Origin of the sequence: Pseudomonas sp. lyk4-TYG-107 (assembly GCF_030209055.1) — a bacterium.
GTDB lineage: Bacteria > Pseudomonadota > Gammaproteobacteria > Pseudomonadales > Pseudomonadaceae > Aquipseudomonas > Aquipseudomonas putida_A.
On sequence record NZ_JARVST010000022.1, the window covers coordinates 37,807 to 59,481 of the forward strand.

At 59.9% G+C, this 21,675-nt stretch carries 22 protein-coding genes; 19 read left to right on the forward strand and 3 right to left on the reverse strand.

The window, feature by feature from the left end:
• Positions 1-63: 63 nt before the first annotated feature.
• The 3 genes from inhA to QRN61_RS18960 all read left to right on the forward strand — a co-directional run bounded on the left by inhA (position 64) and on the right by QRN61_RS18960 (position 3,446).
• Positions 64-750: an isonitrile hydratase gene (gene inhA / locus QRN61_RS18950; protein WP_285374575.1), complete on the forward strand. Its 687-nt coding sequence runs from the start codon at positions 64-66 to the stop codon at positions 748-750.
• Between the two features lie 236 nt (positions 751-986).
• Positions 987-1,778 (forward strand): CPBP family intramembrane glutamic endopeptidase, encoded by a 792-nt coding sequence (locus QRN61_RS18955; protein WP_285374578.1) that lies wholly within the window; start codon positions 987-989, stop codon positions 1,776-1,778.
• A gap of 102 nt (positions 1,779-1,880) precedes the next feature.
• Positions 1,881-3,446: a methyl-accepting chemotaxis protein gene (locus tag QRN61_RS18960; RefSeq protein WP_003223402.1), complete on the forward strand. Its 1,566-nt coding sequence runs from the start codon at positions 1,881-1,883 to the stop codon at positions 3,444-3,446.
• Between the two features lie 739 nt (positions 3,447-4,185).
• Here QRN61_RS18960 and QRN61_RS27805 read toward each other — a convergent pair.
• Positions 4,186-4,404, reverse strand: a complete 219-nt coding sequence (locus tag QRN61_RS27805) for a DUF6124 family protein (protein ID WP_440131040.1) — start codon at positions 4,402-4,404, stop codon at positions 4,186-4,188.
• A gap of 308 nt (positions 4,405-4,712) precedes the next feature.
• Here QRN61_RS27805 and QRN61_RS18970 point away from each other — a divergent pair, with 308 nt between their 5' ends.
• The gene (locus tag QRN61_RS18970; RefSeq protein WP_098967989.1) at positions 4,713-5,180 is read left to right on the forward strand and encodes a hypothetical protein; all 468 of its coding nucleotides are present in this window, start codon (positions 4,713-4,715) and stop codon (positions 5,178-5,180) included.
• Positions 5,181-5,827: 647 nt separating this feature from the next.
• Here the strand turns inward: QRN61_RS18970 and QRN61_RS18975 are convergent.
• Positions 5,828-6,505, reverse strand: a complete 678-nt coding sequence (locus tag QRN61_RS18975; RefSeq protein ID WP_027613247.1) for an alpha/beta family hydrolase — start codon at positions 6,503-6,505, stop codon at positions 5,828-5,830.
• 95 nt (positions 6,506-6,600) lie between these two features.
• Here QRN61_RS18975 and ccoN (QRN61_RS18980) point away from each other — a divergent pair, with 95 nt between their 5' ends.
• The 8 genes from ccoN (QRN61_RS18980) to ccoP (QRN61_RS19015) all read left to right on the forward strand — a co-directional run bounded on the left by ccoN (QRN61_RS18980) (position 6,601) and on the right by ccoP (QRN61_RS19015) (position 13,502).
• The gene (gene ccoN / locus QRN61_RS18980; RefSeq protein WP_103368400.1) at positions 6,601-8,025 is read left to right on the forward strand and encodes a cytochrome-c oxidase, cbb3-type subunit I; all 1,425 of its coding nucleotides are present in this window, start codon (positions 6,601-6,603) and stop codon (positions 8,023-8,025) included.
• Positions 8,026-8,035: 10 nt separating this feature from the next.
• Positions 8,036-8,644, forward strand: coding sequence for a cytochrome-c oxidase, cbb3-type subunit II (gene ccoO / locus QRN61_RS18985; protein WP_003223389.1), 609 nt, complete (start codon positions 8,036-8,038; stop codon positions 8,642-8,644).
• Between the two features lie 5 nt (positions 8,645-8,649).
• Entirely contained in the window at positions 8,650-8,847 is a 198-nt protein-coding gene (locus QRN61_RS18990; RefSeq protein ID WP_095138674.1) for a cbb3-type cytochrome oxidase subunit 3, read from the forward strand.
• On the forward strand, positions 8,844-9,797 hold the full coding sequence (gene ccoP, locus QRN61_RS18995; protein ID WP_285374589.1) for a cytochrome-c oxidase, cbb3-type subunit III: 954 nt from the start codon (positions 8,844-8,846) through the stop codon (positions 9,795-9,797). The genes QRN61_RS18990 and ccoP (QRN61_RS18995) overlap by 4 nt, the downstream gene beginning before the upstream one ends.
• 482 nt (positions 9,798-10,279) lie before the next feature.
• Positions 10,280-11,722, forward strand: a complete 1,443-nt coding sequence (gene ccoN, locus QRN61_RS19000) for a cytochrome-c oxidase, cbb3-type subunit I (RefSeq protein WP_285374591.1) — start codon at positions 10,280-10,282, stop codon at positions 11,720-11,722.
• A complete protein-coding gene (ccoO, locus tag QRN61_RS19005; protein WP_024164411.1) occupies positions 11,722-12,330 on the forward strand; it encodes a cytochrome-c oxidase, cbb3-type subunit II in 609 nt (202 codons plus the stop codon). The genes ccoN (QRN61_RS19000) and ccoO (QRN61_RS19005) overlap by 1 nt, the downstream gene beginning before the upstream one ends.
• Positions 12,331-12,336: 6 nt before the next feature.
• On the forward strand, positions 12,337-12,522 hold the full coding sequence (locus tag QRN61_RS19010; protein WP_003175465.1) for a CcoQ/FixQ family Cbb3-type cytochrome c oxidase assembly chaperone: 186 nt from the start codon (positions 12,337-12,339) through the stop codon (positions 12,520-12,522).
• Entirely contained in the window at positions 12,519-13,502 is a 984-nt protein-coding gene (gene ccoP / locus QRN61_RS19015) for a cytochrome-c oxidase, cbb3-type subunit III (protein WP_027613250.1), read from the forward strand. The genes QRN61_RS19010 and ccoP (QRN61_RS19015) overlap by 4 nt, the downstream gene beginning before the upstream one ends.
• A gap of 55 nt (positions 13,503-13,557) precedes the next feature.
• On the opposite strand, the gene QRN61_RS19020 is transcribed toward ccoP (QRN61_RS19015), so the two are convergent.
• Positions 13,558-14,562, reverse strand: a complete 1,005-nt coding sequence (locus tag QRN61_RS19020; protein WP_285374595.1) for a metallophosphoesterase family protein — start codon at positions 14,560-14,562, stop codon at positions 13,558-13,560.
• A gap of 626 nt (positions 14,563-15,188) precedes the next feature.
• Here QRN61_RS19020 and QRN61_RS19025 point away from each other — a divergent pair.
• The 7 genes from QRN61_RS19025 to QRN61_RS19055 all read left to right on the forward strand — a co-directional run bounded on the left by QRN61_RS19025 (position 15,189) and on the right by QRN61_RS19055 (position 21,616).
• Positions 15,189-15,443 carry a type II toxin-antitoxin system Phd/YefM family antitoxin gene (locus QRN61_RS19025; protein WP_047599120.1) on the forward strand — a complete coding sequence of 85 codons (255 nt, stop codon included), beginning with the start codon at positions 15,189-15,191 and terminating at the stop codon, positions 15,441-15,443.
• Positions 15,443-15,853 (forward strand): type II toxin-antitoxin system VapC family toxin, encoded by a 411-nt coding sequence (locus tag QRN61_RS19030; protein ID WP_027613254.1) that lies wholly within the window; start codon positions 15,443-15,445, stop codon positions 15,851-15,853. The genes QRN61_RS19025 and QRN61_RS19030 overlap by 1 nt, the downstream gene beginning before the upstream one ends.
• A 222-nt stretch (positions 15,854-16,075) precedes the next feature.
• Positions 16,076-17,491, forward strand: a complete 1,416-nt coding sequence (gene ccoG, locus QRN61_RS19035) for a cytochrome c oxidase accessory protein CcoG (RefSeq protein WP_027613255.1) — start codon at positions 16,076-16,078, stop codon at positions 17,489-17,491.
• Between the two features lie 11 nt (positions 17,492-17,502).
• On the forward strand, positions 17,503-18,042 hold the full coding sequence (locus tag QRN61_RS19040; RefSeq protein ID WP_096797655.1) for a FixH family protein: 540 nt from the start codon (positions 17,503-17,505) through the stop codon (positions 18,040-18,042).
• Between the two features lie 212 nt (positions 18,043-18,254).
• Complete coding sequence (locus QRN61_RS19045; RefSeq protein WP_285374600.1) at positions 18,255-20,705, forward strand: heavy metal translocating P-type ATPase; 2,451 nt, start codon at positions 18,255-18,257, stop codon at positions 20,703-20,705.
• 22 nt (positions 20,706-20,727) lie between these two features.
• Positions 20,728-20,940 carry a cbb3-type cytochrome oxidase assembly protein CcoS gene (gene ccoS, locus QRN61_RS19050; RefSeq protein WP_007965536.1) on the forward strand — a complete coding sequence of 71 codons (213 nt, stop codon included), beginning with the start codon at positions 20,728-20,730 and terminating at the stop codon, positions 20,938-20,940.
• A complete protein-coding gene (locus QRN61_RS19055; protein ID WP_285374603.1) occupies positions 20,933-21,616 on the forward strand; it encodes a sulfite exporter TauE/SafE family protein in 684 nt (227 codons plus the stop codon). Before ccoS ends, QRN61_RS19055 begins: the two co-directional genes overlap by 8 nt.
• Positions 21,617-21,675 lie beyond the last annotated feature (59 nt).

Sequence of the window (21,675 nt, forward strand, 5' to 3'; positions counted from 1 at the left end):
GTATACGCCAGAACCTACGCGCCTACAGTGAAGCCGTCCACCCCCCAACTGGAGAAACACCCCATGACGTTGCAGATCGGTTTTCTGTTGTTTCCGCAGGTGCAGCAACTCGACCTGACCGGTCCCTATGACGTACTGGCCTCGCTGCCGGACGTGCAGGTGCATCTGATCTGGAAAGATCTGGTGCCGGTCACCGCCAGCACCGGCCTGCTGTTGAAACCGACCACCACCTTCGAGGACTGCCCGGATCTGGATGTGATCTGCGTTCCCGGCGGCGCCGGGGTCGGGCCGCTGATGGAAGATGAGCAGACGCTGGGGTTCATCAAGCGTCAGGCGGCACAGGCCCGATATGTGACGTCGGTATGCACCGGTTCGCTGGTGCTGGGCGCGGCGGGACTGCTGAAAGGCAAACGTGCGACCACCCACTGGGCCTATCACGAACTGCTGCCGAAACTCGGCGCGATTGCGGTGCAGGACCGGGTGGTACGCGACGGTAATCTGTTTACCGGTGGCGGCATTACCGCCGGCATCGACTTTGCGCTGGTGCTGGCTGCCGAACTGGTGGGGGCCGAGGCGGCGCAGCTGATTCAGTTGCAACTGGAATATGCGCCGGCGCCGCCGTTCAATTCGGGCAGCCCTGATACGGCACCGAGCGCGATCGTCGATGAGGCTCGCCTGCGTGCAGCACCGTCGCTGAAACTGCGCAAGGAAATCACCGAGCGCGCGGCGGCGAAGCTCGATCTGCGCTGATTCCTCAGCCACACACAGATCTACTGTGGGAGCGGGCTTGCTCGCGAATGCGGTGTATCCGTCGAGATTTTTATCGCCTGACACACCGCATTCGCGAGCAAGCCCGCTCCCACAATGGGTTTTGTGGATAGCCTCAGGTTGGGAGCCTGTCCCCGCATCCCGCCACAGCTTTACTTGTCCCGACGCCCTCACCCGTGTAGAAAGCCCTTCCACAAAATTCTGCACAAGGACTTTCGATGAAGGCGTTGCCATGGCTCTATCTGGCACTTCTCAGCCTCGGTTATGGATTGGCGTTAAGCTTTGGCCAACTCGGCTGGCTCGCGCTGATCTCCGTGGGACTATTGCTGTTGACCGGTTTCGCCGTGCGCCAACAGCAGGTGCCGGTGGCGCGCCTGTTGGGGCATGCCGTGTTCATCTTCCTCGCCCTGTCGCTGGCGCTGCACTGGTTGCCGGGATTCGCCAACGGCCGGGCCATTGCCCCACTGCGTTTCACCGACGACGCCGTGCCGTTTGCGATGTACCTGAATCTGGACAAACCCTTGATCGGCTTCTGGCTGTTGCTCGCCTGCCCGTGGATTGTCGCGGCACGCTCGCTGCGTCCGACGGTGTACGCCAGCGTCCTCGCCCTGACCTTGAGCGCCGTCCTGGCGCTGGGCGGCGCACTGTTGTTCGGCATGATTGCCTGGGCGCCGAAGTGGCCCGATCAGGCGTGGCTGTGGCTGCTGAACAATCTGCTGTTGGTGACGCTGGTCGAGGAGGCGCTGTTTCGCGGCTATATACAGGGCGGTTTGAGCCGACTGTTCAAACACCAGCCCCACGGCGACAACCTCGCCCTGCTGCTGGCGTCGCTGATCTTTGCCCTGGCGCATGTGGGTGCCGGCTGGCACTGGGTGTTGCTGGCGGGTCTGGCGGGTGTCGGCTATGGTCTGGCCTACCGTTTCGGTGGCCTTGCGGCGGCGATCGCCACGCACTTCGGGCTGAACCTGCTGCATTTTGCGCTGTTCACCTATCCGATGCTGGTCGCTTGAAGCAAGAGCCGTTTTGCGACGCCGTACTTATATCTGAAAAAAAACTTCAATAATTTCCTGACAGCGCCGACAACCTTTCAAAGCCTTGCGGATTGAAAAACCATGCGTAATAACCAGCCCATTACACAACGCGAACGGACTTTCCCGGCTCAGCAGCGGTTGATTTCCACAACCGACGCCAAAGGCGTGATCACCTACTGCAACGACGCTTTCGTCGAAATCAGCGGGTTTTCGCGTGAAGAGCTGATCCGTGCGCCGCACAACCTGGTTCGTCACCCCGACGTCCCGGCTGCGGTGTTTTCGCACATGTGGGGCACACTGAAACAAGGCTTGCCATGGATGGGCATTGTCAAGAACCGCTGCAAATCCGGTGACCACTACTGGGTGAACGCCTACGTGACACCGGTGTTCGACGGCAATCAGGTGGTCGGTTACGAGTCGGTGCGGATCAAACCCACCGCCGAACAGATCCGCCGTGCCGAAGCGCTCTACCAACGCATCAACCAGGGCAAGTCGGCGATCCCTTCCAGCGACAAATGGCTGCCGGTGCTACAGGACTGGCTGCCATTCATTCTGGTCAGCCAGCTGAGCTTCGTGATCGGCGCGACGCTGAACTCGCACTGGGGCTTTGCCCTCGCGGCCGGTTTGTCGGTACCACTGGGCCTGATGGGCCTGCAATGGCAGCAACGCGGACTCAAGCGCCTGCTGCGCCTGGCCGAACAGACCACCTCCGACCCACTGATCGCGCAGATGTACACCGACAGCCGTGGCGCGCAAGCGCGTCTGGAAATGTCGATCCTCAGCCAGGAAGCGCGCCTGAAAACCTGCCTGACCCGTCTACAGGACACCGCCGAGCACCTGACCGATCAGGCCAAACAGTCCGACGCCCTGGCGCACAACAGCTCCAGCGGTCTGGAACGTCAGCGCGTGGAAACCGAACAGGTCGCCACTGCGGTCAACCAGATGGCCGCGACCACCCAGGAAGTGGCCAGTCACGTGCAGCGCACCGCTGACGCCACTCAGGAAGCCAACCGCCTGACCGGTCGCGGCCGCGACATCGCCGGGGAAACCCGCGAAGCCATCCAGCGCCTGTCGGTGGTGGTCGGCGAAACCGGCCTGACCGTCACCCAACTGGCCAAGGACAGCGACGAAATCGGCGGCGTGGTCGACGTGATCAAAGGCATCGCCGACCAGACCAACCTGCTCGCGCTCAACGCCGCCATCGAAGCGGCACGTGCCGGCGAGATGGGCCGTGGCTTCGCCGTGGTAGCTGACGAAGTGCGCCAACTGGCGCAACGTACCAGCGAATCCACCGGCCAGATCCACGCCCTGATCGCCAAGCTGCAACAGACCGCGTCCAGCGCCGTGCAAACCATGGAAGCCGGCCATCGCCAGGCGGAAGAAGGTGTGGCGCGGGTACTGGAAGCGGATCAGGCACTGGTCGGCATCAGCGAAGCAGTGGCCAACATCACCGACATGACCACCCAGATCGCCGCGGCGACCGAAGAGCAAAGTGCGGTGGCTGAAGAGATCAGCCGCAACATCAGCAACATTTCGGAACTGGCGGATCAGACCTCGGAACAGGCGCATAACTCGGCGTTGCTGAGTGAAGAGCTGACCAAGACGGCGAATACTCAGTATTCGTTGGTGGAGCGGTTTAACCGCTAAAAGCAAAAGATCGCAGCCTGCGGCAGCTCCTACACCGATCACCTGTAGGAGCTGCCGCAGGCTGCGATCTTTTGACCTGGAAGCCCGGGCAGCGAAAGCGTCCGGGCTTTTTATTGCCAGTCTGAAAATGATGGTGCTTGGCAGACCGCATTCGCGAGCAGGCTCACTCCCACAGGGAAATGCATTCCAAATGTGGGAGCGAGCCTGCTCGCGAAGAGGCCTTCTCTACCAACGACGATCTCACTCAAGCAACGCAGACACTGCCTACAACTGCGCCAGAATGCGCCGACTGGTGCTTGGTGCAGCCAAGTTCTATCGTTTGCCGGTCGCTACTCAATCACGCAGATCGGCCAGCATGAATCCATACCCCACGCGAAAACCCCACAAACCGAAAGTTCGTGATGAACTGACATTCCTGGATGTTCGGCACGCCGCGCGTGATGGGCAGAAAGTATTCGATAAATATGTGATCTCTGGCAGGCTATCCACCACAAAGTAAATCAAAAGTTCGCAGCCTGCGGCAGCTCACCGATCACCCGTAGGAGCTGCCGAAGGCTGCGATCTTTTGACCTGGAAGCCCGGACAGCGAAAGCGTCCGGGCTTTTTATTGCCAGTCTGAAAGTGATGGTGCTTGGCAGACCGCATTCGCGAGCAAGCTCGCTCCCACATTTAGTCCTGTGTACGCAGAACCAATGTGGGAGCGAGCTTGCTCGCGAAGAGGCCATAACGGCCAGCGGAATTATTGAGGCAACCGCAGTTTGTCCAGCAATCGATTAACCAACAGCTCGTTCAACATGATCAGCTGTTGCAGCGCCAGCAGCGGATTGCCCTCCGGGCCACCGATTGAGTTGGCGATATTGCCAGCCATGACTTTGGCCAACGACAACGATTCGCAAGCCTCGGCGATCGAGAGGAGGTGCAGCGAAGCAAACCGTAGGCGCTGCCCCCCCGGATCGATCCCGGAGCGAAGGAACCCCGAGCTCCAGCGAGCGGGCCGAACGTTGGAACAAGCGTTTTTTTGCTTACTTTTGAGGTATTTGTCAAAAAAGTGAGTCGTCGTAAGGGCGAAACCTTAAGTGGCCGTTACCGCGGCAATGGATATTCACGCAGTCTCGGCAACGTTATTAGCTGACCAGCACATATAAGGCTGGCTGCCTAGCTGTCAGATCTGACAGTAGACGCACACCTGTTCGAGCGCATATCAAGAGAAACCGTAATTGCAGTCGGTTGTAACACCTCCTCTTACTCGAAAAGGCAGGTTTAACAATGACCACTCACGTTATGTTTCTCCCGAAAAAACCGCTCGTCAGTGATGACAGGTTTCAATGGAGATTGGGCGGTAAACGGAAAACAGCGAAATTCAGATCTTTCTATCAGGACGAGTTCTTGGGCGAGCGGTATTGGTCCATCAGTGGAGGAACAGGAAATTTCGACGATGAAAGCTATTTTTCATTCTCCATGACTCTGCCCTACCAATCCGATGAGTCACTCACAGGCGTCTATAACTTCGACAACGGGCTGACATTTGTTCACAGCCATTGGATCCCTGCGCCGCCGGGATTTATCGGAATGGCTTCGGTGGACGCCGACTCGGCGATCCTCAGCGTTAAATATGATGCTGAAACGGATATCGCTACGGGATCATTCGAGGCCGTATTCAAAAGTCATCGCTATCGCCTGAATCCCAAGGGGACTTTCACCATGACGAGACTGAGACCGTCGGATGCTGGCTAGATCTGGCAGGGGTGCTCGCTGCAACTCCGGAGGAGTACCCCTTCAATGTAATTTGAAAGAATGACTCCTTGGAGCTGCCGCAGGCTGCGATCTTTTGATCGTGAAAAACCGGTTAGCGAAAGCCTCCGGGGTTTTATTGCCTGTTAGAAATGGATGGCGCGCGGAAGACAGCTTTCGCGAGCAGGCTCGCTCCCACAGTAGGGCCGGGGACATCAGTAAGAGAATGGTCGGCTGTCAGGCCGCCATCGCCAGCAGTCAGGCTCCACACAAAGGCAAGAGCAGAACGCGCACCGCTCTTGCTCCTCACCACTCAACACGATGAGCGTTAGCTCGAGTACCGCTTTTGATCTTGATCCACAGGCGACATCGGAAGGCTGAGCGGAGGGATTCATCCGGGGGTGGGAGCGCAGCGACCGTTTGGCGAAGCCAAACACAGCGAGAGGAGGTGCAGCGAAGCAAACCGTAGGCGCTGCGCCCGGATGGATCCCGGAGCGAAGGAACTCCGAGCCCCAGCGAGCGGGCCGAACGTAGGAGCAAGCGTTTTTTGGCTTACTTTTTTTAGGCGCTTGTAAAAAAAGTGAGTCGCCGTCAGGGCGAAACCCTAAGTCGCCGTTACCGCAGCAACGGATATACCCCCCAACCAAACCTCAACGAAGAAACCCGGCAACCTTCTCCACCGCCGAAGCCAAATGGTCCGAATGCGTAAACCCGGAAACCTTGAGCGGCTTCAAATCATGATCCCCAGAGGCTAACCAAAACACCTCAATACTCGGCGATAGATCGTAAGCCTCGACAGCGTCCCGATTTCCGAGAGCATCCCGCTCCCCCTGAACAATCAACGTCCGAGTCCGCAAAGAAGCCAAATGCTCAACCCGCGGTTTCTCAGGTTTCCCAACCGCATAAAACGGATAACCGAGACAGACAAGCGCATCAGCGCCCAACTCATCAGCCAAGAGACTGGCCATCCGCCCGCCCATGGACTTACCACCGATGGCCAAAGTCCCAGCGACATGACGTCGCACTTCAGCGAACACTTCGCGCCAGCACTCAAGCAGTTTCGGCGCCGGATTAGGCGGCCGTTTACTGCCATCCACCCGCCGCTGCGCCATATACGGAAACTCAAACCGCAACACATTCACCCCAAGTGCAGCAAGGCGCCCAGCCATATCCGTCATCCACTCACTGTCCATCGGCGCCCCTGCCCCATGCGCCAGGATCAAAGTCGCCGAAGCCTCGCCCGACGCGGCATCCCACAACCACCCATGATCCCGCACGCACTGCGCCCATTGATCCCCGTCAATACTGGCCTTGTGCTGTTTGTCCATGCTTGCCTCGCTTTTAGTCTGCCTATAACTCCAGGCGAAGGATTCGCGGCGTTTTCTGCGCGCGCTCACTTCGGCTGAACCGTGGATGGGGAACCATGAACACTTCTATCAGTACCGCCTACAACTACAAGGTGGTCCGCCAATTCGCCATTATGACGGTGGTGTGGGGCATCGTCGGCATGGGGCTCGGGGTTTTTCTCGCGGCCCAATTGGTCTGGCCTGAACTCAACTTCAATTTGCCCTGGACCAGTTTCGGCCGTCTGCGCCCGCTGCACACCAACGCGGTGATCTTCGCCTTCGGTGGCTGCGCGCTGTTCGCCAGTTCGTTCTACTCGGTGCAGCGCACCTGCCAGACGCAATTGTTCGCGCCGAAAATCGCCGCGTTCTGCTTCTGGGGCTGGCAGCTTGTGATTCTATTGGCGGCGATCAGCCTGCCGCTGGGTTACACCAGTTCCAAGGAATACGCCGAGCTGGAATGGCCGATCGACATCCTGATCACCATCGTCTGGGTCGCCTACGCCATCGTGTTCTTCGGCACGATCATGCAGCGCAAGACCAAGCACATCTACGTCGGCAACTGGTTCTTCGGCGCGTTCATCATCACCGTGGCGATCCTGCACATCGTCAACAACCTTGAGTTGCCGGTGAGCCTGACCAAGTCCTACTCGGTGTACGCCGGTGCAACCGACGCGATGGTGCAATGGTGGTACGGCCACAACGCCGTGGGCTTTTTCCTCACCGCCGGTTTCCTCGGGATGATGTACTACTTCGTGCCGAAACAGGCCGAACGTCCGGTGTATTCGTATCGCCTGTCGATCGTGCACTTCTGGGCGCTGATCACCCTGTACATCTGGGCCGGCCCCCACCACCTGCACTACACCGCGCTGCCGGATTGGGCACAGTCGCTGGGGATGGTGATGTCGCTGATTCTGCTGGCACCGAGCTGGGGCGGCATGATCAACGGCATGATGACCCTCTCGGGCGCCTGGCATAAGTTGCGCAGCGACCCGATCCTGCGCTTCCTCGTGGTGTCGCTGGCGTTCTACGGCATGTCGACCTTCGAAGGTCCGATGATGGCGATCAAGACTGTAAACGCCCTCTCCCACTACACCGACTGGACCATCGGCCACGTACACGCCGGCGCCCTCGGCTGGGTGGCGATGATCTCGATCGGCGCGCTGTACCACATGATCCCGAAAGTCTTCGGCAAAGAGCAGATGCACAGCATCGGCCTGATCAACGCGCACTTCTGGCTCGCGACCATCGGCACCGTGCTCTACATCGCCTCGATGTGGGTCAACGGCATCGCCCAGGGCCTGATGTGGCGCGCAGTCAACGAGGACGGCACGCTGACCTACTCCTTCGTCGAAACCCTGGTGGCCAGCCACCCAGGCTTCATCGTGCGTCTGGTGGGTGGGGCGATCTTCCTCAGCGGCATGTTGCTGATGGCTTACAACACCTGGCGCACCGTGCGGGCCTCGCAGCCTGCTGACGTCGTTGCTGCCGCGCAGATGGCCTGAGGAGTCCGCCATGAAACACGAAACGATTGAAAAGAACGTCGGCCTGCTGATGCTGCTGATGGTGTTCGCCGTGAGCATCGGCGGCCTGACCCAGATCGTCCCGCTGTTCTTCCAGGACGTCACCAACAAACCGGTAGAGGGCATGAAGCCCTATACCGCGCTGCAACTGGAAGGCCGCGACATCTATATCCGCGAAGGCTGCGTCGGTTGCCACTCGCAGATGATCCGGCCGTTCCGCGCCGAAACCGAACGCTACGGGCACTACTCGGTGGCCGGTGAGAGCGTATGGGATCACCCGTTCCTCTGGGGTTCCAAGCGTACCGGGCCAGACCTGGCCCGGGTCGGCGCGCGTTACTCGGACGACTGGCACCGCGCGCACCTGTACAACCCGCGCAACGTGGTACCGGAGTCGAAAATGCCGGCCTACCCGTGGCTGGTGACGCAAGCGGTCGACAGCAGCCACACCGAAACCAAGCTCAAGACCATGCGCACCCTCGGCGTGCCGTACACCGACGATGACATCAGCGGCGCGGTCGCCAGCCTCAAGGGCAAGACCGAAATGGACGCCCTCGTCTCCTACCTGCAAGTGCTTGGCACTGCGATCAAGAGCAAGAGGTGAGCACGATGATCATTGAAATGAGTGCAGGGCTGATTCGCGGCCTCGGCACCGTCGTGGTGTTCGTCGCCTTCGTCGGCCTGACGATCTGGGTGTTCAACCGCAAGCGCACGCCGGAGTTCGCCGAAGCGCGCCTGCTGCCGTTCGCCGACGAGCCGCAACCCGACACCCAACCAGTATCTGAACCAAGGAGTACCCGGCCATGACCACCTTCTGGAGTACGTGGATCTGCGTACTGACCATCGGCAGCCTGATCGGCCTGACCTGGCTACTGATCGGCACGCGTCGGGGTGAGACCAAGGGCAGCGTCGACCAGACCATGGGCCACAGCTTCGACGGCATCGAGGAATACGACAACCCGCTGCCGCAGTGGTGGTTCATGCTGTTCGCCGGCACGCTGGTGTTTTCCGTGGGCTATCTGATCCTGTATCCGGGCCTCGGCAACTGGAAAGGCATCCTGCCCGGCTACGAGGACGGCTGGACCGGCGTCCACGAGTGGGAAAAGGAGATGAACAAGGCTGACGCCAAATTCGGGCCGATCTTCGCCAAATTCGCCGCCATGCCGGTGGAGGAAGTGGCGAAGGATCCGCAGGCGCTGAAAATGGGTGGCCGACTGTTCGCCTCCAACTGCTCGGTGTGCCACGGTTCCGACGCCAAGGGCGCTTTCGGCTTCCCTAACCTGGCCGACAAGGACTGGCGCTGGGGCGGCGACGCCGAAACCATCAAGACCACCATCATGGGTGGCCGCATGGCGGCGATGCCGGCCTGGGGCGAAGTGCTGGGCGAAGCCGGGGTGAAGAACGTCGCGGCGTATGTGCGTCACGAACTCGCCGGCCTGCCGCTGCCTGCCGACAGCAAGGCTGACCTGCAAGCCGGACAGCAAGCGTTCAGCACCACCTGCGTAGCCTGTCATGGGGCAACCGGCCAAGGCACTGAAGCCATGGGTGCGCCGAATCTGACGCACCCGGCCGGATTTATTTATGGCACGAGTCTGACGCAGCTTGAGCAGACCATCCGCCACGGTCGCCAGGGCCACATGCCGGCACAGAACGAACTGTTGGGCAATGATAAAGTGCAATTGCTCGCCGCTTATGTGTACAGCCTTAGCCATGGATTGAATACAGAGAAACTGATTACTGAAGACAACAAACAGTAATCATTGCACACACCTCTGCCGCACCATTCTCGGTGCGGCAGCATCCCGCCCCTTTGCGACGCATTGTCGCACCCCGTCACACCCTCTCCTTTCGGTTCCCCGGATTCGGGTCTACGCTTGCTCGATGCGGACTGGCTTGTGCTGGTTCCAGGTCAACGCTGACTGCTGTGTTCTGCGAACCGGCTGACTGATGTGGCCGCAAACGCCGGTAGATACCGGCTGTCGTGCCATTTACCGTCCGTCACCCGAACTGAGCGTTTGAACACACCCCGTTACAAGCGACCTGATCCCCTCGCTTTTTTCGTCCGCTGCGACATTTTGTCCGAGGCCAATTTTGACCTTACGCGGCGTATGGAAAGGCCGCAGAATCAGCGTTGGAAAGCATTGACCCAGGTCATGGCGCGTTGCAATGACCCCCTGCTCTCTGCATACTTGCGGCCGATTTTAATCCTAATAAAACACCCAAACCGTGGAACCTTAGAATGAGCACAGCAATCAGTCCGACTGCTTATAACTATAAGGTAGTCCGCCAGTTCGCCATCATGACGGTGGTCTGGGGGATCCTTGGCATGGGGCTTGGTGTCTTCATCGCCTCGCAACTGGTCTGGCCGGAGTTGAACTTCGGTCTGCCGTGGACGAGCTTTGGACGCCTGCGCCCGTTGCACACAAACCTGGTGATTTTCGCCTTCGGTGGTTGTGCACTGTTTGCCACTTCCTACTATGTCGTGCAGCGAACCTGTCAGACGCGACTGATCTCCGACAGCCTTGCCGCCTTCACCTTCTGGGGCTGGCAGGCGGTCATCGTCGGCGCCATCATTACCTTGCCGCTGGGTTACACCACCACCAAGGAATACGCCGAACTGGAATGGCCGCTCGCCATTCTGCTGGCCATTGTCTGGGTCTCCTACGGGCTGGTGTTCTTCGGCACCATCACCAAGCGCAAGACCAAACACATCTATGTCGGTAACTGGTTCTACGGCGCGTTCATCGTCGTGACCGCAATGCTGCACATCGTCAACCACGCCTCCCTGCCGGTGAGTTTCTTCAAGTCCTACTCCGCCTATTCGGGCGCGACCGACGCGATGATCCAGTGGTGGTACGGCCACAACGCCGTGGGCTTCTTCCTGACCACCGGCTTCCTCGGGATGATGTACTACTTCGTGCCGAAGCAGGCCGAGCGTCCGATCTACTCGTATCGCCTGTCGATCGTGCACTTCTGGGCGCTGATCACCCTGTACATCTGGGCCGGTCCGCACCACCTGCACTACACCGCACTGCCGGACTGGGCACAGTCGCTGGGCATGGCGATGTCGATCATCCTGCTGGCGCCAAGCTGGGGCGGCATGATCAACGGCATGATGACCCTCTCGGGCGCCTGGCATAAGCTGCGCACCGACCCGATCCTGCGCTTCCTCGTGGTGTCGCTGGCGTTCTACGGCATGTCGACCTTCGAAGGTCCGATGATGGCGATCAAGACCGTCAACTCGCTCTCGCACTACACCGACTGGACCATCGGCCACGTCCACGCCGGCGCTTTGGGTTGGGTGGCAATGATTTCGATCGGCGCGATCTACCACATGATCCCGAAACTGTTCGGTCGTGCGCAGATGCACAGCGTCGGCCTGATCAACGCGCACTTCTGGCTCGCGACCATCGGTACTGTGCTGTACATCGCCTCGATGTGGGTCAACGGCATCACTCAGGGTCTGATGTGGCGTGCAATCAACGATGACGGCACCCTCACCTACTCGTTCGTCGAAGCGCTGCAGGCCAGCCACCCGGGCTACATCGTCCGTGCCCTGGGCGGTGCTTTCTTCGCCAGCGGCATGTTCCTGATGGCTTACAACGTCTGGCGCACCGTGCGCGCCTCGAATGCGGCTGAAGCCGAAGCCGCCGCCCAGATCGCTATCGTTGGAGCTCACTGATGAAGCATGAAGCTGTCGAGAAGAATATTGGCCTGCTGGCCTTCTTCATGGTCATCGCCGTCAGCATTGGCGGCCTGACCCAGATCGTTCCGCTGTTCTTCCAGGACGTCACCAACAAGCCGGTCGAAGGCATGAAGCCGCGTTCGGCGCTGGAACTGGAAGGCCGCGACGTCTATATCGCCAACGGTTGTGTCGGCTGCCACTCGCAGATGATCCGTCCGTTCCGCGCTGAAACCGAACGCTACGGCCACTACTCGGTCGCCGGTGAAAGCGTCTGGGACCACCCGTTCCTGTGGGGTTCCAAACGTACCGGCCCGGATCTGGCTCGCGTGGGCGGTCGTTACTCCGATGACTGGCAACGTGCGCACCTGTACAACCCGCGCAACGTGGTGCCTGAGTCGAAAATGCCGGCTTACCCGTTCCTCGTGGAAAACAAGCTCGACGGCAAAGACACGGCCAAGAAAATGGAAGTGTTGCGCACGCTCGGCGTCCCTTACACCGACGAAGACATCGCCGGTGCAAAAGATGCCGTGAAGGGCAAAACCGAAATGGACGCGCTGGTGGCCTACCTTCAGGGCCTGGGCACCATCATCAAAAGCAAACGGTGATTCTTCATGGATATCGGGATGATTCGCGGCCTGGGCACCGTCGTCGTGATGGTGGCCTTCATCGGTTTGGCGTTGTGGGTATTCAGCCCCAAGCGCAAGTCGGAGTTTGAAGACGCAACCTTGCTGCCTTTTGCGGATGATCCCGAAGCCATCAAGCACGTCGAGCAAGCTTCTAGGAGTAACAAAGAATGACTACATTCTGGAGTCTGTACGTCACAGTCCTCAGTCTCGGTACGATCTTCGCCCTGACCTGGCTGCTGCTGTCGACCCGCAAGGGCCAGCGCAGCGAACAGACGGACGAAACGGTCGGCCACTCCTTCGACGGGATCGAGGAGTACGACAACCCACTGCCGAAATGGTGGTTCATGCTGTTCGTGGGCACCATCGTGTTCGCCCTGGGTTATCTGGTGCTGTACCCGGGCCTGGGCAACTGGAAAGGCCTGCTGCCGGGCTACAACTACCTCGATAACGACAAGCAGACCGCGTTCGCCAACGGCCAGACCGGCTGGACCGGCGTGCATGAATGGGAAAAGGAAATGGCCCGCTCGGACGCCAGGTTCGGTCCGATCTTCGCCAAGTTCGCGGCGATGCCGATCGAGGAAGTGGCCAAGGATCCGCAAGCACTGAAGATGGGCGGCCGTCTGTTCGCCTCCAACTGTTCGGTATGCCACGGTTCCGACGCCAAGGGCGCCTATGGCTTCCCGAACCTGACCGACGCCGACTGGCGCTGGGGCGGCGAGCCGGAAACCATCAAGACCACCATCATGGGCGGTCGACACGCGGTGATGCCGGCCTGGGCCGAAGTCATTGGCGAACAAGGCGTAGCCGATGTCGCAGCCTTCGTGGTGACCCAGCTCGATGGCCGCAAACTGCCGGAAGGCACCAAGGCTGACCCGGCCAACGGCCAGAAACTGTTCGCCGCCAACTGCGTGGCCTGCCACGGTCCGGAAGGCAAAGGCACCCCGGCGATGGGCGCGCCTAACCTGACCCACCCGGCCGCGTTCATCTACGGTTCGAGCTTCGCGCAACTGCAGCAGACCATCCGTTACGGCCGTCAGGGCCAGATGCCGGCGCAGGAACAATTGCAAGGCAACGACAAGGTGCACCTGCTGGCAGCGTACGTGTACAGCCTGTCCCACGGTGAAAAAGCGCCGGAGGCCGAGGCGCAATAAGGCCAGGGCTTGATGTAATGAAGAATCCCCCGCCAGTGCTCTGGCGGGGGATTTTTTATGGGTTACTGGCCCAGATCGACTTCACCGGCACGGTGGCCACCGGCGTACGTTTGCGCCACTGATTGTCCTCGACCAGACTCACCTCCAATTGCTTGCGATCCTTGGAAAAAGTGGCGGTCAGGTACGTCTGCTGAGAAGCTGAACCGCTGAGAAACATCGGCACGCTCCCCATATAGGTCTGGCTACCACCCTCGTCGTGGAAGTGGCCGGCGAACATCGCCGTCACCTGATACTTTTCAATCATTTCGCGAAAGCGCTTCTCTTGATCCCAACTGCCTTTCCACTCATAGGGCTTGTGCATGTTGATAATGATCGCGTAGCCCTGCGCTCGCGCTATTCGCAAATCATTTTCCAGCCAGTCCAACGACGCCGTGATATCGAATGTGGTCGGATTCAACGCGTGAGAAATCTTCACCGCATAAGTGGGTTCATTGTTCAACTGCACCAGATGCACTTCACCCACATTCTTTGAATAAGCCAGACTACCCAGATAGTGTTTATTCACAAAGCTGCCGGTGACTTCCAGATCAAATTCATCGACTTTACCGACATGATGATCACGGTAATCAACAATACTGCCCGCTGCGCAACTTTCACTGAAACAGTCATTCACGTTGTTCTGGTAGTCGTGATTGCCCAATCCGTAGAGCACGTGATCGCCAAAGTGTTTCTTCAGCATCGAACCGATGAAAGAGCGCTGCCAGCCGTGGCCAAACGCGGTCATGTCACCGTTGATCATCAATGGCACCGCAGCCTGCCCGCCCATCTCGGTGCGGAACTGGGCAATGCTCGCGAACTGGGTTTCCACCAGCCATTTCGCGCGTTTTTCGAAATCCGCGCTCGATTCATCCTCGCCACTGTCCGACTTTTCTGTCCACGGGTATTGCGGGTCTGATGCAAATACCATGTGCTGCGGCATACCTTCATTGGCACTGGCGAGAGAAGTCAGTGACACCAGACACAGACAAGCGAAAAGCTTTTTAACTTCCTTGGTTTTCATAACACTCCATTATTCCGTTAAATTTCAAAACATAAACATGCAACTAGCACGCTGCAGAACAGCCACTAAGCTATTCGAAAAAAACAAGAAAGCAAAACCCATTAATTAACTAATGATATTTCTGGAGTATTAAAATCGCCTTCGAAATTAATACTTTGAGACACATGCCTGATGGACTCGATTCGCTATGCTCTGTAGGGTCGTCCACAGCCCGTTGACCCTCATCGGAGCCACTTCAAGGATGAAGCCGCTATGTTGAATGACAGCACAAACCCTCTGCCGGTTGATCAGAAACTCATAGACAACGATCAGGCAATCGATCCATCGAACCACCCCGTGGAATCGATTGCCGTGACACTGGGTAATCCGTTGCAACCCGACTCCAGAAGCACCACAAAGCCCCACAGAAATACCGGCAGTCTCGAGAGCCTGGGCGGCGGCAGACTTCCCTGAGTCTTGACGCCACGTCTGAATCAATCAGAGCCGGCCTGCGCCTTTTGCGAGGCTGGCTCGACTATGCCAGCCACGGACCGACCCACGGACGGCTGAGTTCTGTCTTCCTTGATTGCCGCCCCCAAGGCGAAGTAGTAACGTTGCTACATCTGTATTGCGAGAGGTCAACCATGATGGCAATCACCACCATCTCCAGCCGTGAATTCAATCAGGACACCAGCAGCGCCAAAAAGGCTGCGCGTCTGGGTCCAGTGATCATCACCGACCGTGGCAAGGCCTCTCATGTCCTGTTGAGCATTGAGGAATATCAGAAACTGAGCGGCGCAAACACGAGCATTGTCGATTTGTTGGTCATGCCGGAGGCTGCCGACATCGATTTCGAAACCGAGCGCGCAGTCATCATTCATCGTCCCGTGGATCTGTCCTGATGTATTTACTCGACACCAATGTGATTTCCGAACTTCGCAAGCCGCAGGCCGATGCCAATGTGGTCAGTTGGGCCAAAGGCGTCATCGCCCCGCGCCTGTACATTTCCGCCATTACTTTGAAAGAACTGGAAACCGGAGTACTGCGAATGGAACGGCGTGATCCTGCTCAAGGAAAGCTGTTGCGCAGTTGGCTGACGCGTCACGTTATTCCGGCATTCGAAGCCCGAATCCTGCCGGTCGATGCCGCGGTGGCACTGCGTTGTGCCAGCCTGCATGTACCCGACCAGGCCAATGAAAGCGATGCATTGATAGCTGCCACGGCCCTGGTGCATGGACTCACAGTGGTCACGCGCAATGTCGGTGATTTCCGCTCGAGCGGCGTCGCCCTGATCAACCCGTGGGAACATTGAATTAGCCGCCACTCCAAAACCGTCCATACTCAACAAGTCAATTGATCTGCATCAGGCTTTTCTGCATTCGCTACACCAATAATGCTTTTTCCCCAACGCGACCAAAGGTCGCACCCTTGAGTTAGAGCGACAGGCGTATCATTGCGCCACTGCCACACCCCTTTCTGACCGCGGTCGGCACGTATCGACCGAGGCATTTGTCCACTGCCGTGGGATGCAATGATGAGCAACCAGATTCCGGTACACGACGTCACACCACCGAGCAAAAACGCGAACAACAGCGTCGATCTTTACGCCTCTCGAGAAAAAATCTACACCCGTGCTTTCACCGGCCTGTTCCGCAATCTGCGGATGATCGGCGGCGCTGCGCTGTTCCTGTTGTATTTCGGTACGGTGTGGCTGAACTGGGGCGGGCATCAGGCGGTGTGGTGGAACCTGCCGGAACGCAAGTTCTTCATCTTTGGTGCGACCTTCTGGCCGCAGGACTTCATCCTGCTGTCGGGGCTGCTGATCATTGCGGCGTTCGGCCTGTTCTTCATCACCGTTTACGCCGGCCGCGTCTGGTGCGGCTACACCTGTCCGCAAAGCGTGTGGACGTGGATTTTCATGTGGTGCGAGAAGGTCACCGAAGGCGACCGCAATCAGCGGATCAAGCTCGATAAAGCGCCGATGAGCGGCAACAAATTTCTGCGCAAGCTCGCCAAGCATTCATTATGGCTGCTGATCGGCTTCGTCACCGGCATGACCTTCGTCGGCTACTTCTCGCCAATCCGCGAACTGGTGTTCGAATTCTTCACCGGTCAGGCCGATGGCTGGTCGTATTTCTGGGTCGGTTTCTTCACCCTCGCCACCTACGGCAACGCCGGCTGGCTGCGCGAGCAGGTGTGCATCTATATGTGCCCCTACGCACGTTTCCAGAGCGTGATGTTCGACAAGGACACCCTGATTGTTTCCTACGACCCGCGTCGCGGCGAAAGCCGTGGCCCGCGCAAGAAAGGTGTCGACTACAAGGCCATGGGTCTGGGCGACTGCATCGATTGCACCATGTGCGTTCAGGTGTGCCCGACCGGTATCGACATCCGTGACGGCCTGCAGATCGAGTGCATCGGTTGCGCCGCGTGTATCGACGCCTGCGACGCGATCATGGACAAGATGGACTACCCGCGCGGCCTCATCAGCTACACCACCGAACACAACCTCTCCGGCCAGAAAACCCATAAACTGCGGCCACGCCTGATTGGCTACGCGGTGGTGCTGCTGGCGATGATCAGCCTGCTGGTGACCGCGTTCTTCATGCGCTCGCTGGTCGGTTTCGACGTCAGCAAGGACCGCGTGCTGTACCGCGAAAACGCCGAAGGCCGGATCGAAAACGTCTACAGCCTGAAGATCATGAACAAGGATCAGCGCGACCACACCTACGTGCTGGAAGCCGCCGGTCTGCCGGATCTGCGCCTGCAAGGCAAACGCGAGATCAAGGTGCCGGCCGGCGAAATCTTCAGCATGCCGGTGGAGTTGTCGAGCGCACCGGAACAATTGCCGTCGAGCACCAACGAGGTGAAATTCATCCTCAAGGATGCCGACGATGATAGCGTCCACGTTGAAGCCAAGAGCCGATTCATCGGCCCACAAACCCGTTGAGAGAACTGAACATGCCCGCAGCAAACGCCGCCAGTCCTTGGTACAAGCACCTTTGGCCATGGATCATCATCGGGATTCTGGCCTGTTCGGTGACCTTGACCCTGTCGATGGTGACCATCGCGGTGAACAACCCGGACAACCTGGTCAACGACAACTATTACGAGGCCGGCAAAGGCATCAACCGCTCGCTGGATCGCGAGCTGCTGGCGCAGGAGCTGAAGATGCGCGCCAGCGTGCATCTGGATGACCTGACCGGCGAAGTTGACCTGCGCCTGAGCGGCGACAGCCAGCCGAAAACCCTGGAACTGAACCTGATCTCGCCGACCCAACCGGAGAAGGATCGCAAGATCGTCCTGACCCGCAGCGAAACCGAAACCGGCCGTTACATCGGTCAGTTGGGCGACAAGGTCGAAGGCCGGCGTTTTGTCGAATTGCTGGGCACGCAGGACGACCACGTGTGGCGCATGTTCGAAGAGGAACAGGTCAGCCACGACAAGGATCTGTTGCTCGGTGACGAACCGCTGCAGGGCGCCGAAGACCTGGATAAATAAATAAACTGCAGAAGCCCCTCACCCTAACCCTCTCCCGGAGGGAGAGGGGACTGATTTCGGCCGCTCGCATACCTTGTGTATGGCAGTGACGATATCCGTGGATGCACCTCTTTTCCGGCCTCCATCAATCGGCTCCCTCTCCCTCCGGGAGAGGGCTGGGGTGAGGGCAAGCGGACAACCCCAATGCAAGGGCTTACCCCCTCAACGATGCCATGACCACCCCACTCCCCTGCTACCACTGCGCTCTGCCCGTCCCGTCGGGCAGCCGCTTCACCGCCGTCGTGCTCGGGGAGTCCCGCGAGTTCTGCTGCCCCGGCTGTCAGGCCGTGGCCGAAGCCATCGTCGCCGGTGGTCTGGAAAGCTATTACCAGCATCGCAGCGAAGCCTCGGCCAACCCCGAAGCCTTGCCGGTGCAATTGACCGATGAACTGGCGCTGTACGACCGCGCCGACGTGCAAAAACCCTTCGTCCGTCACGAGGGCGAACTCGCCGAAACCACGCTGTTGATGGAAGGCATCAGTTGCGCCGCCTGCGGCTGGCTGATCGAGAAACATCTGCGCACCCTGCCGGCAGTGGCCGAAGCGCGGCTCAATCTGTCCAACCATCGCTTGCATGTGCAATGGGCCGACGCGCAATTGCCGCTGAGCCAGATCCTCGCCGAGCTGCGCCACATCGGTTACGCCGCCCACCCCTATCAGGCCGACCGCGCCAGCGAGCAACTGGCCAGCGAAAACCGTCTCGCGTTGCGTCAGCTCGGTGTCGCCGGGCTGCTGTGGTTTCAGGCAATGATGGCGACCATGGCGACCTGGCCGGAATTCAACATCGACCTCAGCCCCGAACTGCACACGATCCTACGTTGGGTCGCGCTGTTCCTGACCACACCGATCGTGTTCTACAGCTGCGCGCCGTTCTTCAAGGGCGCCATGCGCGATCTGCGCACCCGCCACCTGACCATGGACGTCTCGGTGTCACTGGCGATCGGCAGCGCCTACATCGCCGGGATCTGGACCTCGATCACCGGGGTCGGTGAGCTGTATTTCGATGCGGTCGGGATGTTCGCGCTGTTCCTGCTCGCCGGCCGCTATCTGGAACGCCGTGCCCGCGAGCGCACCGCCGCTGCCACCGCACAGCTTGTGAACCTGCTGCCGGCCTCGTGCCTGCGCCTCGACGCCGACGGCCAGAGCGAACGCATCCTGCTCAGCGAATTGCTCCTGGGTGACCGGGTGCTGGTGCAACCGGGTTCGATCCTGCCGGCGGATGGCAGGATCCTCGACGGCCAGTCGAGCATCGACGAATCGCTGCTGACCGGCGAATACCTGCCGCAACCGCGCACGCTGGGTGATGCGGTCACCGCTGGCACGCTGAATGTCGAAGGCGCACTCACTGTCGAGGTACTGGCGCTGGGTCAGGACACACGCCTGTCGGCCATTGTCCGCCTGCTCGATCGCGCCCAGGCCGAGAAACCCCGATTGGCGGAAATCGCCGACCGCGCCGCGCAATGGTTCCTGCTGTTGTCGCTGATTGCGGCCGCAGCGATCGGCCTGTTGTGGTGGCAGCTGGACTCGTCGCGGGCGTTCTGGATCGTGCTGGCGATGCTGGTCGCGACCTGCCCTTGCGCGCTGTCGCTGGCAACCCCGACGGCGTTGACCGCCGCCACTGGCACCCTGCACAAACTCGGTCTGTTGCTGACGCGCGGCCATGTGCTGGAAGGCCTGAACCAGATCGACACGGTGATCTTCGACAAGACCGGCACCCTCACCGAGGGGCGGCTGGTTTTGCGTTCGATCCGTCCACTGGGCACGCTGAACAGCGACCAGTGCCTGAGCCTTGCCGCCGCATTGGAAAATCGTTCGGAACACCCGATTGCCCGCGCCTTCGGTCGTGCGCCACTGGCGGCTGAAGAAGTGCACAGCACGCCGGGACTGGGTCTCGAAGGGCTGGTGGGTGCGCAGCGTTTGCGCATCGGTCAGGCAGAATTCGTCTGCGCCCTCAGCGGTTCGCCGTTGCCGGCGATGCCGGATGAACCGGGTCAGTGGCTGCTACTGGGGGATGATCAAGGGCCGTTGGCGTGGTTCGTTCTCGACGACCGTTTGCGCGACGATGCGCCCGCTCTGCTCGCCGCGTGCAAGGCCCGTGGCTGGCGCACATTGCTGCTGTCCGGCGACAGCTCGCCGATGGTCGCCAGCGTCGCCGCCGAACTGGGCATCGACGAAGCCCGTGGCGGTCTGCGCCCCGACGACAAACTGCAAGTGCTGCAACAACTGCACGCACAAGGACGCAAAGTGCTGATGCTCGGCGATGGGGTGAACGACGTACCGGTGCTGGCAGCGGCCGACATCAGCGTGGCCATGGGTTCGGCCACCGATCTGGCGAAAACCAGCGCCGACGCGGTGCTGCTGTCCAACCGCCTCAACGCGCTGGTGCAAGCCTTCACATTAGCGCGCAGAACCCGTCGGGTAATCATCGAGAACCTGCTGTGGGCGGCGCTGTACAATGGCCTCATGTTGCCGTTTGCCGCCCTCGGCTGGATCACCCCGGTGTGGGCTGCGGTCGGCATGTCGATCAGTTCGTTGACCGTGGTGCTCAACGCCCTGCGCTTGACTCGCCTGCCGAGCGCGCCGGTCGCCGGCACCCGTTCAGAAACCCGTCCGTTGCCGGCCTGAGCCGCGCGGGCTTGGAGTACCGATGCCAGCTCTTTACGTGATGATCCCGGCCGCCCTGCTGATCGTGGCCATCGCCGTGTACATCTTTTTCTGGGCGGTGGACAGCGGACAGTACGACGATCTTGATGGTCCGGCCCACAGCATCCTGTTCGACGATCAGGACCCGAACCACACCGCCGCCGTGGACGAAGCCAAAGCCGACAAACCGCAGGACAAGGCGCCACCCCATGCTTGAGCTGGCGCCGCTGCTGGTTTCCGCGCTGATCCTCGGCCTGCTCGGTGGCGGGCATTGCCTGGGGATGTGCGGCGGCCTGATGGGCGCGCTGACCCTGGCGATCCCCAAGGAGCAGCGCAGCCGACGCTTTCGTCTGCTGCTGGCCTATAACCTCGGGCGGATTCTCAGCTATGCCACGGCCGGTCTACTGACCGGGTTGGCGGGATGGGCGGTGGCCAACAGTCCTGCGGCGTTGTTCATGCGCGTGCTTGCGGGTTTGCTGCTGATCGCCATGGGCCTGTATCTGGCGGGCTGGTGGAGCGGCCTGACACGCATCGAAAGCCTGGGCCGTGGTCTCTGGCGCTACATTCAACCTGTCGCCAATCGGCTGTTGCCGGTGTCGAGCCTGCCCCGCGCTTTATTGCTCGGCGCGCTTTGGGGCTGGCTGCCGTGCGGGCTGGTTTACAGCACATTGCTGTGGTCGGCCAGCCAGGGCAATGCACTCGACAGCGCGTTGCTGATGCTCGCCTTCGGGCTCGGTACCTGGCCGGTGTTGCTGGCCACCGGCCTCGCCGCCGAGCGGGTCACGGCGCTGCTGCGCAAACGCAGCGTGCGCATGGCCGGCGGTCTGCTGGTGATCCTGTTCGGCATCTGGACCCTGCCGGGGCCGCACCAGCACTGGCTGATGGGCCACTGACCGGCGGCGCGGCCTTCGCGAGCAGGCTCGCTCCCACAGGTTTTGTGTACGCCACAAAT

What these genes read in the sequence shown, in the direction of transcription:
- QRN61_RS19025 (WP_047599120.1), top strand. Translation starts at nt 15,189, where the DNA reads ATGGCAATCACCACCATCTCCAGCCGTGAATTCAATCAGGACACCAGC.
- QRN61_RS18970 (WP_098967989.1), top strand. Translation starts at nt 4,713, where the DNA reads ATGACCACTCACGTTATGTTTCTCCCGAAAAAACCGCTCGTCAGTGAT.
- QRN61_RS19045 (WP_285374600.1), top strand. Translation starts at nt 18,255, where the DNA reads ATGACCACCCCACTCCCCTGCTACCACTGCGCTCTGCCCGTCCCGTCG.
- inhA (WP_285374575.1), top strand. Translation starts at nt 64, where the DNA reads ATGACGTTGCAGATCGGTTTTCTGTTGTTTCCGCAGGTGCAGCAACTC.
- QRN61_RS18975 (WP_027613247.1), bottom strand. Translation starts at nt 6,505, where the DNA reads ATGGACAAACAGCACAAGGCCAGTATTGACGGGGATCAATGGGCGCAG.
- QRN61_RS19020 (WP_285374595.1), bottom strand. Translation starts at nt 14,562, where the DNA reads ATGAAAACCAAGGAAGTTAAAAAGCTTTTCGCTTGTCTGTGTCTGGTG.
- ccoP (WP_027613250.1), top strand. Translation starts at nt 12,519, where the DNA reads ATGACTACATTCTGGAGTCTGTACGTCACAGTCCTCAGTCTCGGTACG.
- ccoO (WP_003223389.1), top strand. Translation starts at nt 8,036, where the DNA reads ATGAAACACGAAACGATTGAAAAGAACGTCGGCCTGCTGATGCTGCTG.
- ccoO (WP_024164411.1), top strand. Translation starts at nt 11,722, where the DNA reads ATGAAGCATGAAGCTGTCGAGAAGAATATTGGCCTGCTGGCCTTCTTC.
- ccoP (WP_285374589.1), top strand. Translation starts at nt 8,844, where the DNA reads ATGACCACCTTCTGGAGTACGTGGATCTGCGTACTGACCATCGGCAGC.
- QRN61_RS18990 (WP_095138674.1), top strand. Translation starts at nt 8,650, where the DNA reads ATGATCATTGAAATGAGTGCAGGGCTGATTCGCGGCCTCGGCACCGTC.
- QRN61_RS18960 (WP_003223402.1), top strand. Translation starts at nt 1,881, where the DNA reads ATGCGTAATAACCAGCCCATTACACAACGCGAACGGACTTTCCCGGCT.
- QRN61_RS19010 (WP_003175465.1), top strand. Translation starts at nt 12,337, where the DNA reads ATGGATATCGGGATGATTCGCGGCCTGGGCACCGTCGTCGTGATGGTG.
- QRN61_RS19030 (WP_027613254.1), top strand. Translation starts at nt 15,443, where the DNA reads ATGTATTTACTCGACACCAATGTGATTTCCGAACTTCGCAAGCCGCAG.
- ccoN (WP_103368400.1), top strand. Translation starts at nt 6,601, where the DNA reads ATGAACACTTCTATCAGTACCGCCTACAACTACAAGGTGGTCCGCCAA.
- QRN61_RS18955 (WP_285374578.1), top strand. Translation starts at nt 987, where the DNA reads ATGAAGGCGTTGCCATGGCTCTATCTGGCACTTCTCAGCCTCGGTTAT.
- ccoG (WP_027613255.1), top strand. Translation starts at nt 16,076, where the DNA reads ATGAGCAACCAGATTCCGGTACACGACGTCACACCACCGAGCAAAAAC.
- QRN61_RS19055 (WP_285374603.1), top strand. Translation starts at nt 20,933, where the DNA reads ATGCTTGAGCTGGCGCCGCTGCTGGTTTCCGCGCTGATCCTCGGCCTG.
- ccoS (WP_007965536.1), top strand. Translation starts at nt 20,728, where the DNA reads ATGCCAGCTCTTTACGTGATGATCCCGGCCGCCCTGCTGATCGTGGCC.
- QRN61_RS19040 (WP_096797655.1), top strand. Translation starts at nt 17,503, where the DNA reads ATGCCCGCAGCAAACGCCGCCAGTCCTTGGTACAAGCACCTTTGGCCA.
- ccoN (WP_285374591.1), top strand. Translation starts at nt 10,280, where the DNA reads ATGAGCACAGCAATCAGTCCGACTGCTTATAACTATAAGGTAGTCCGC.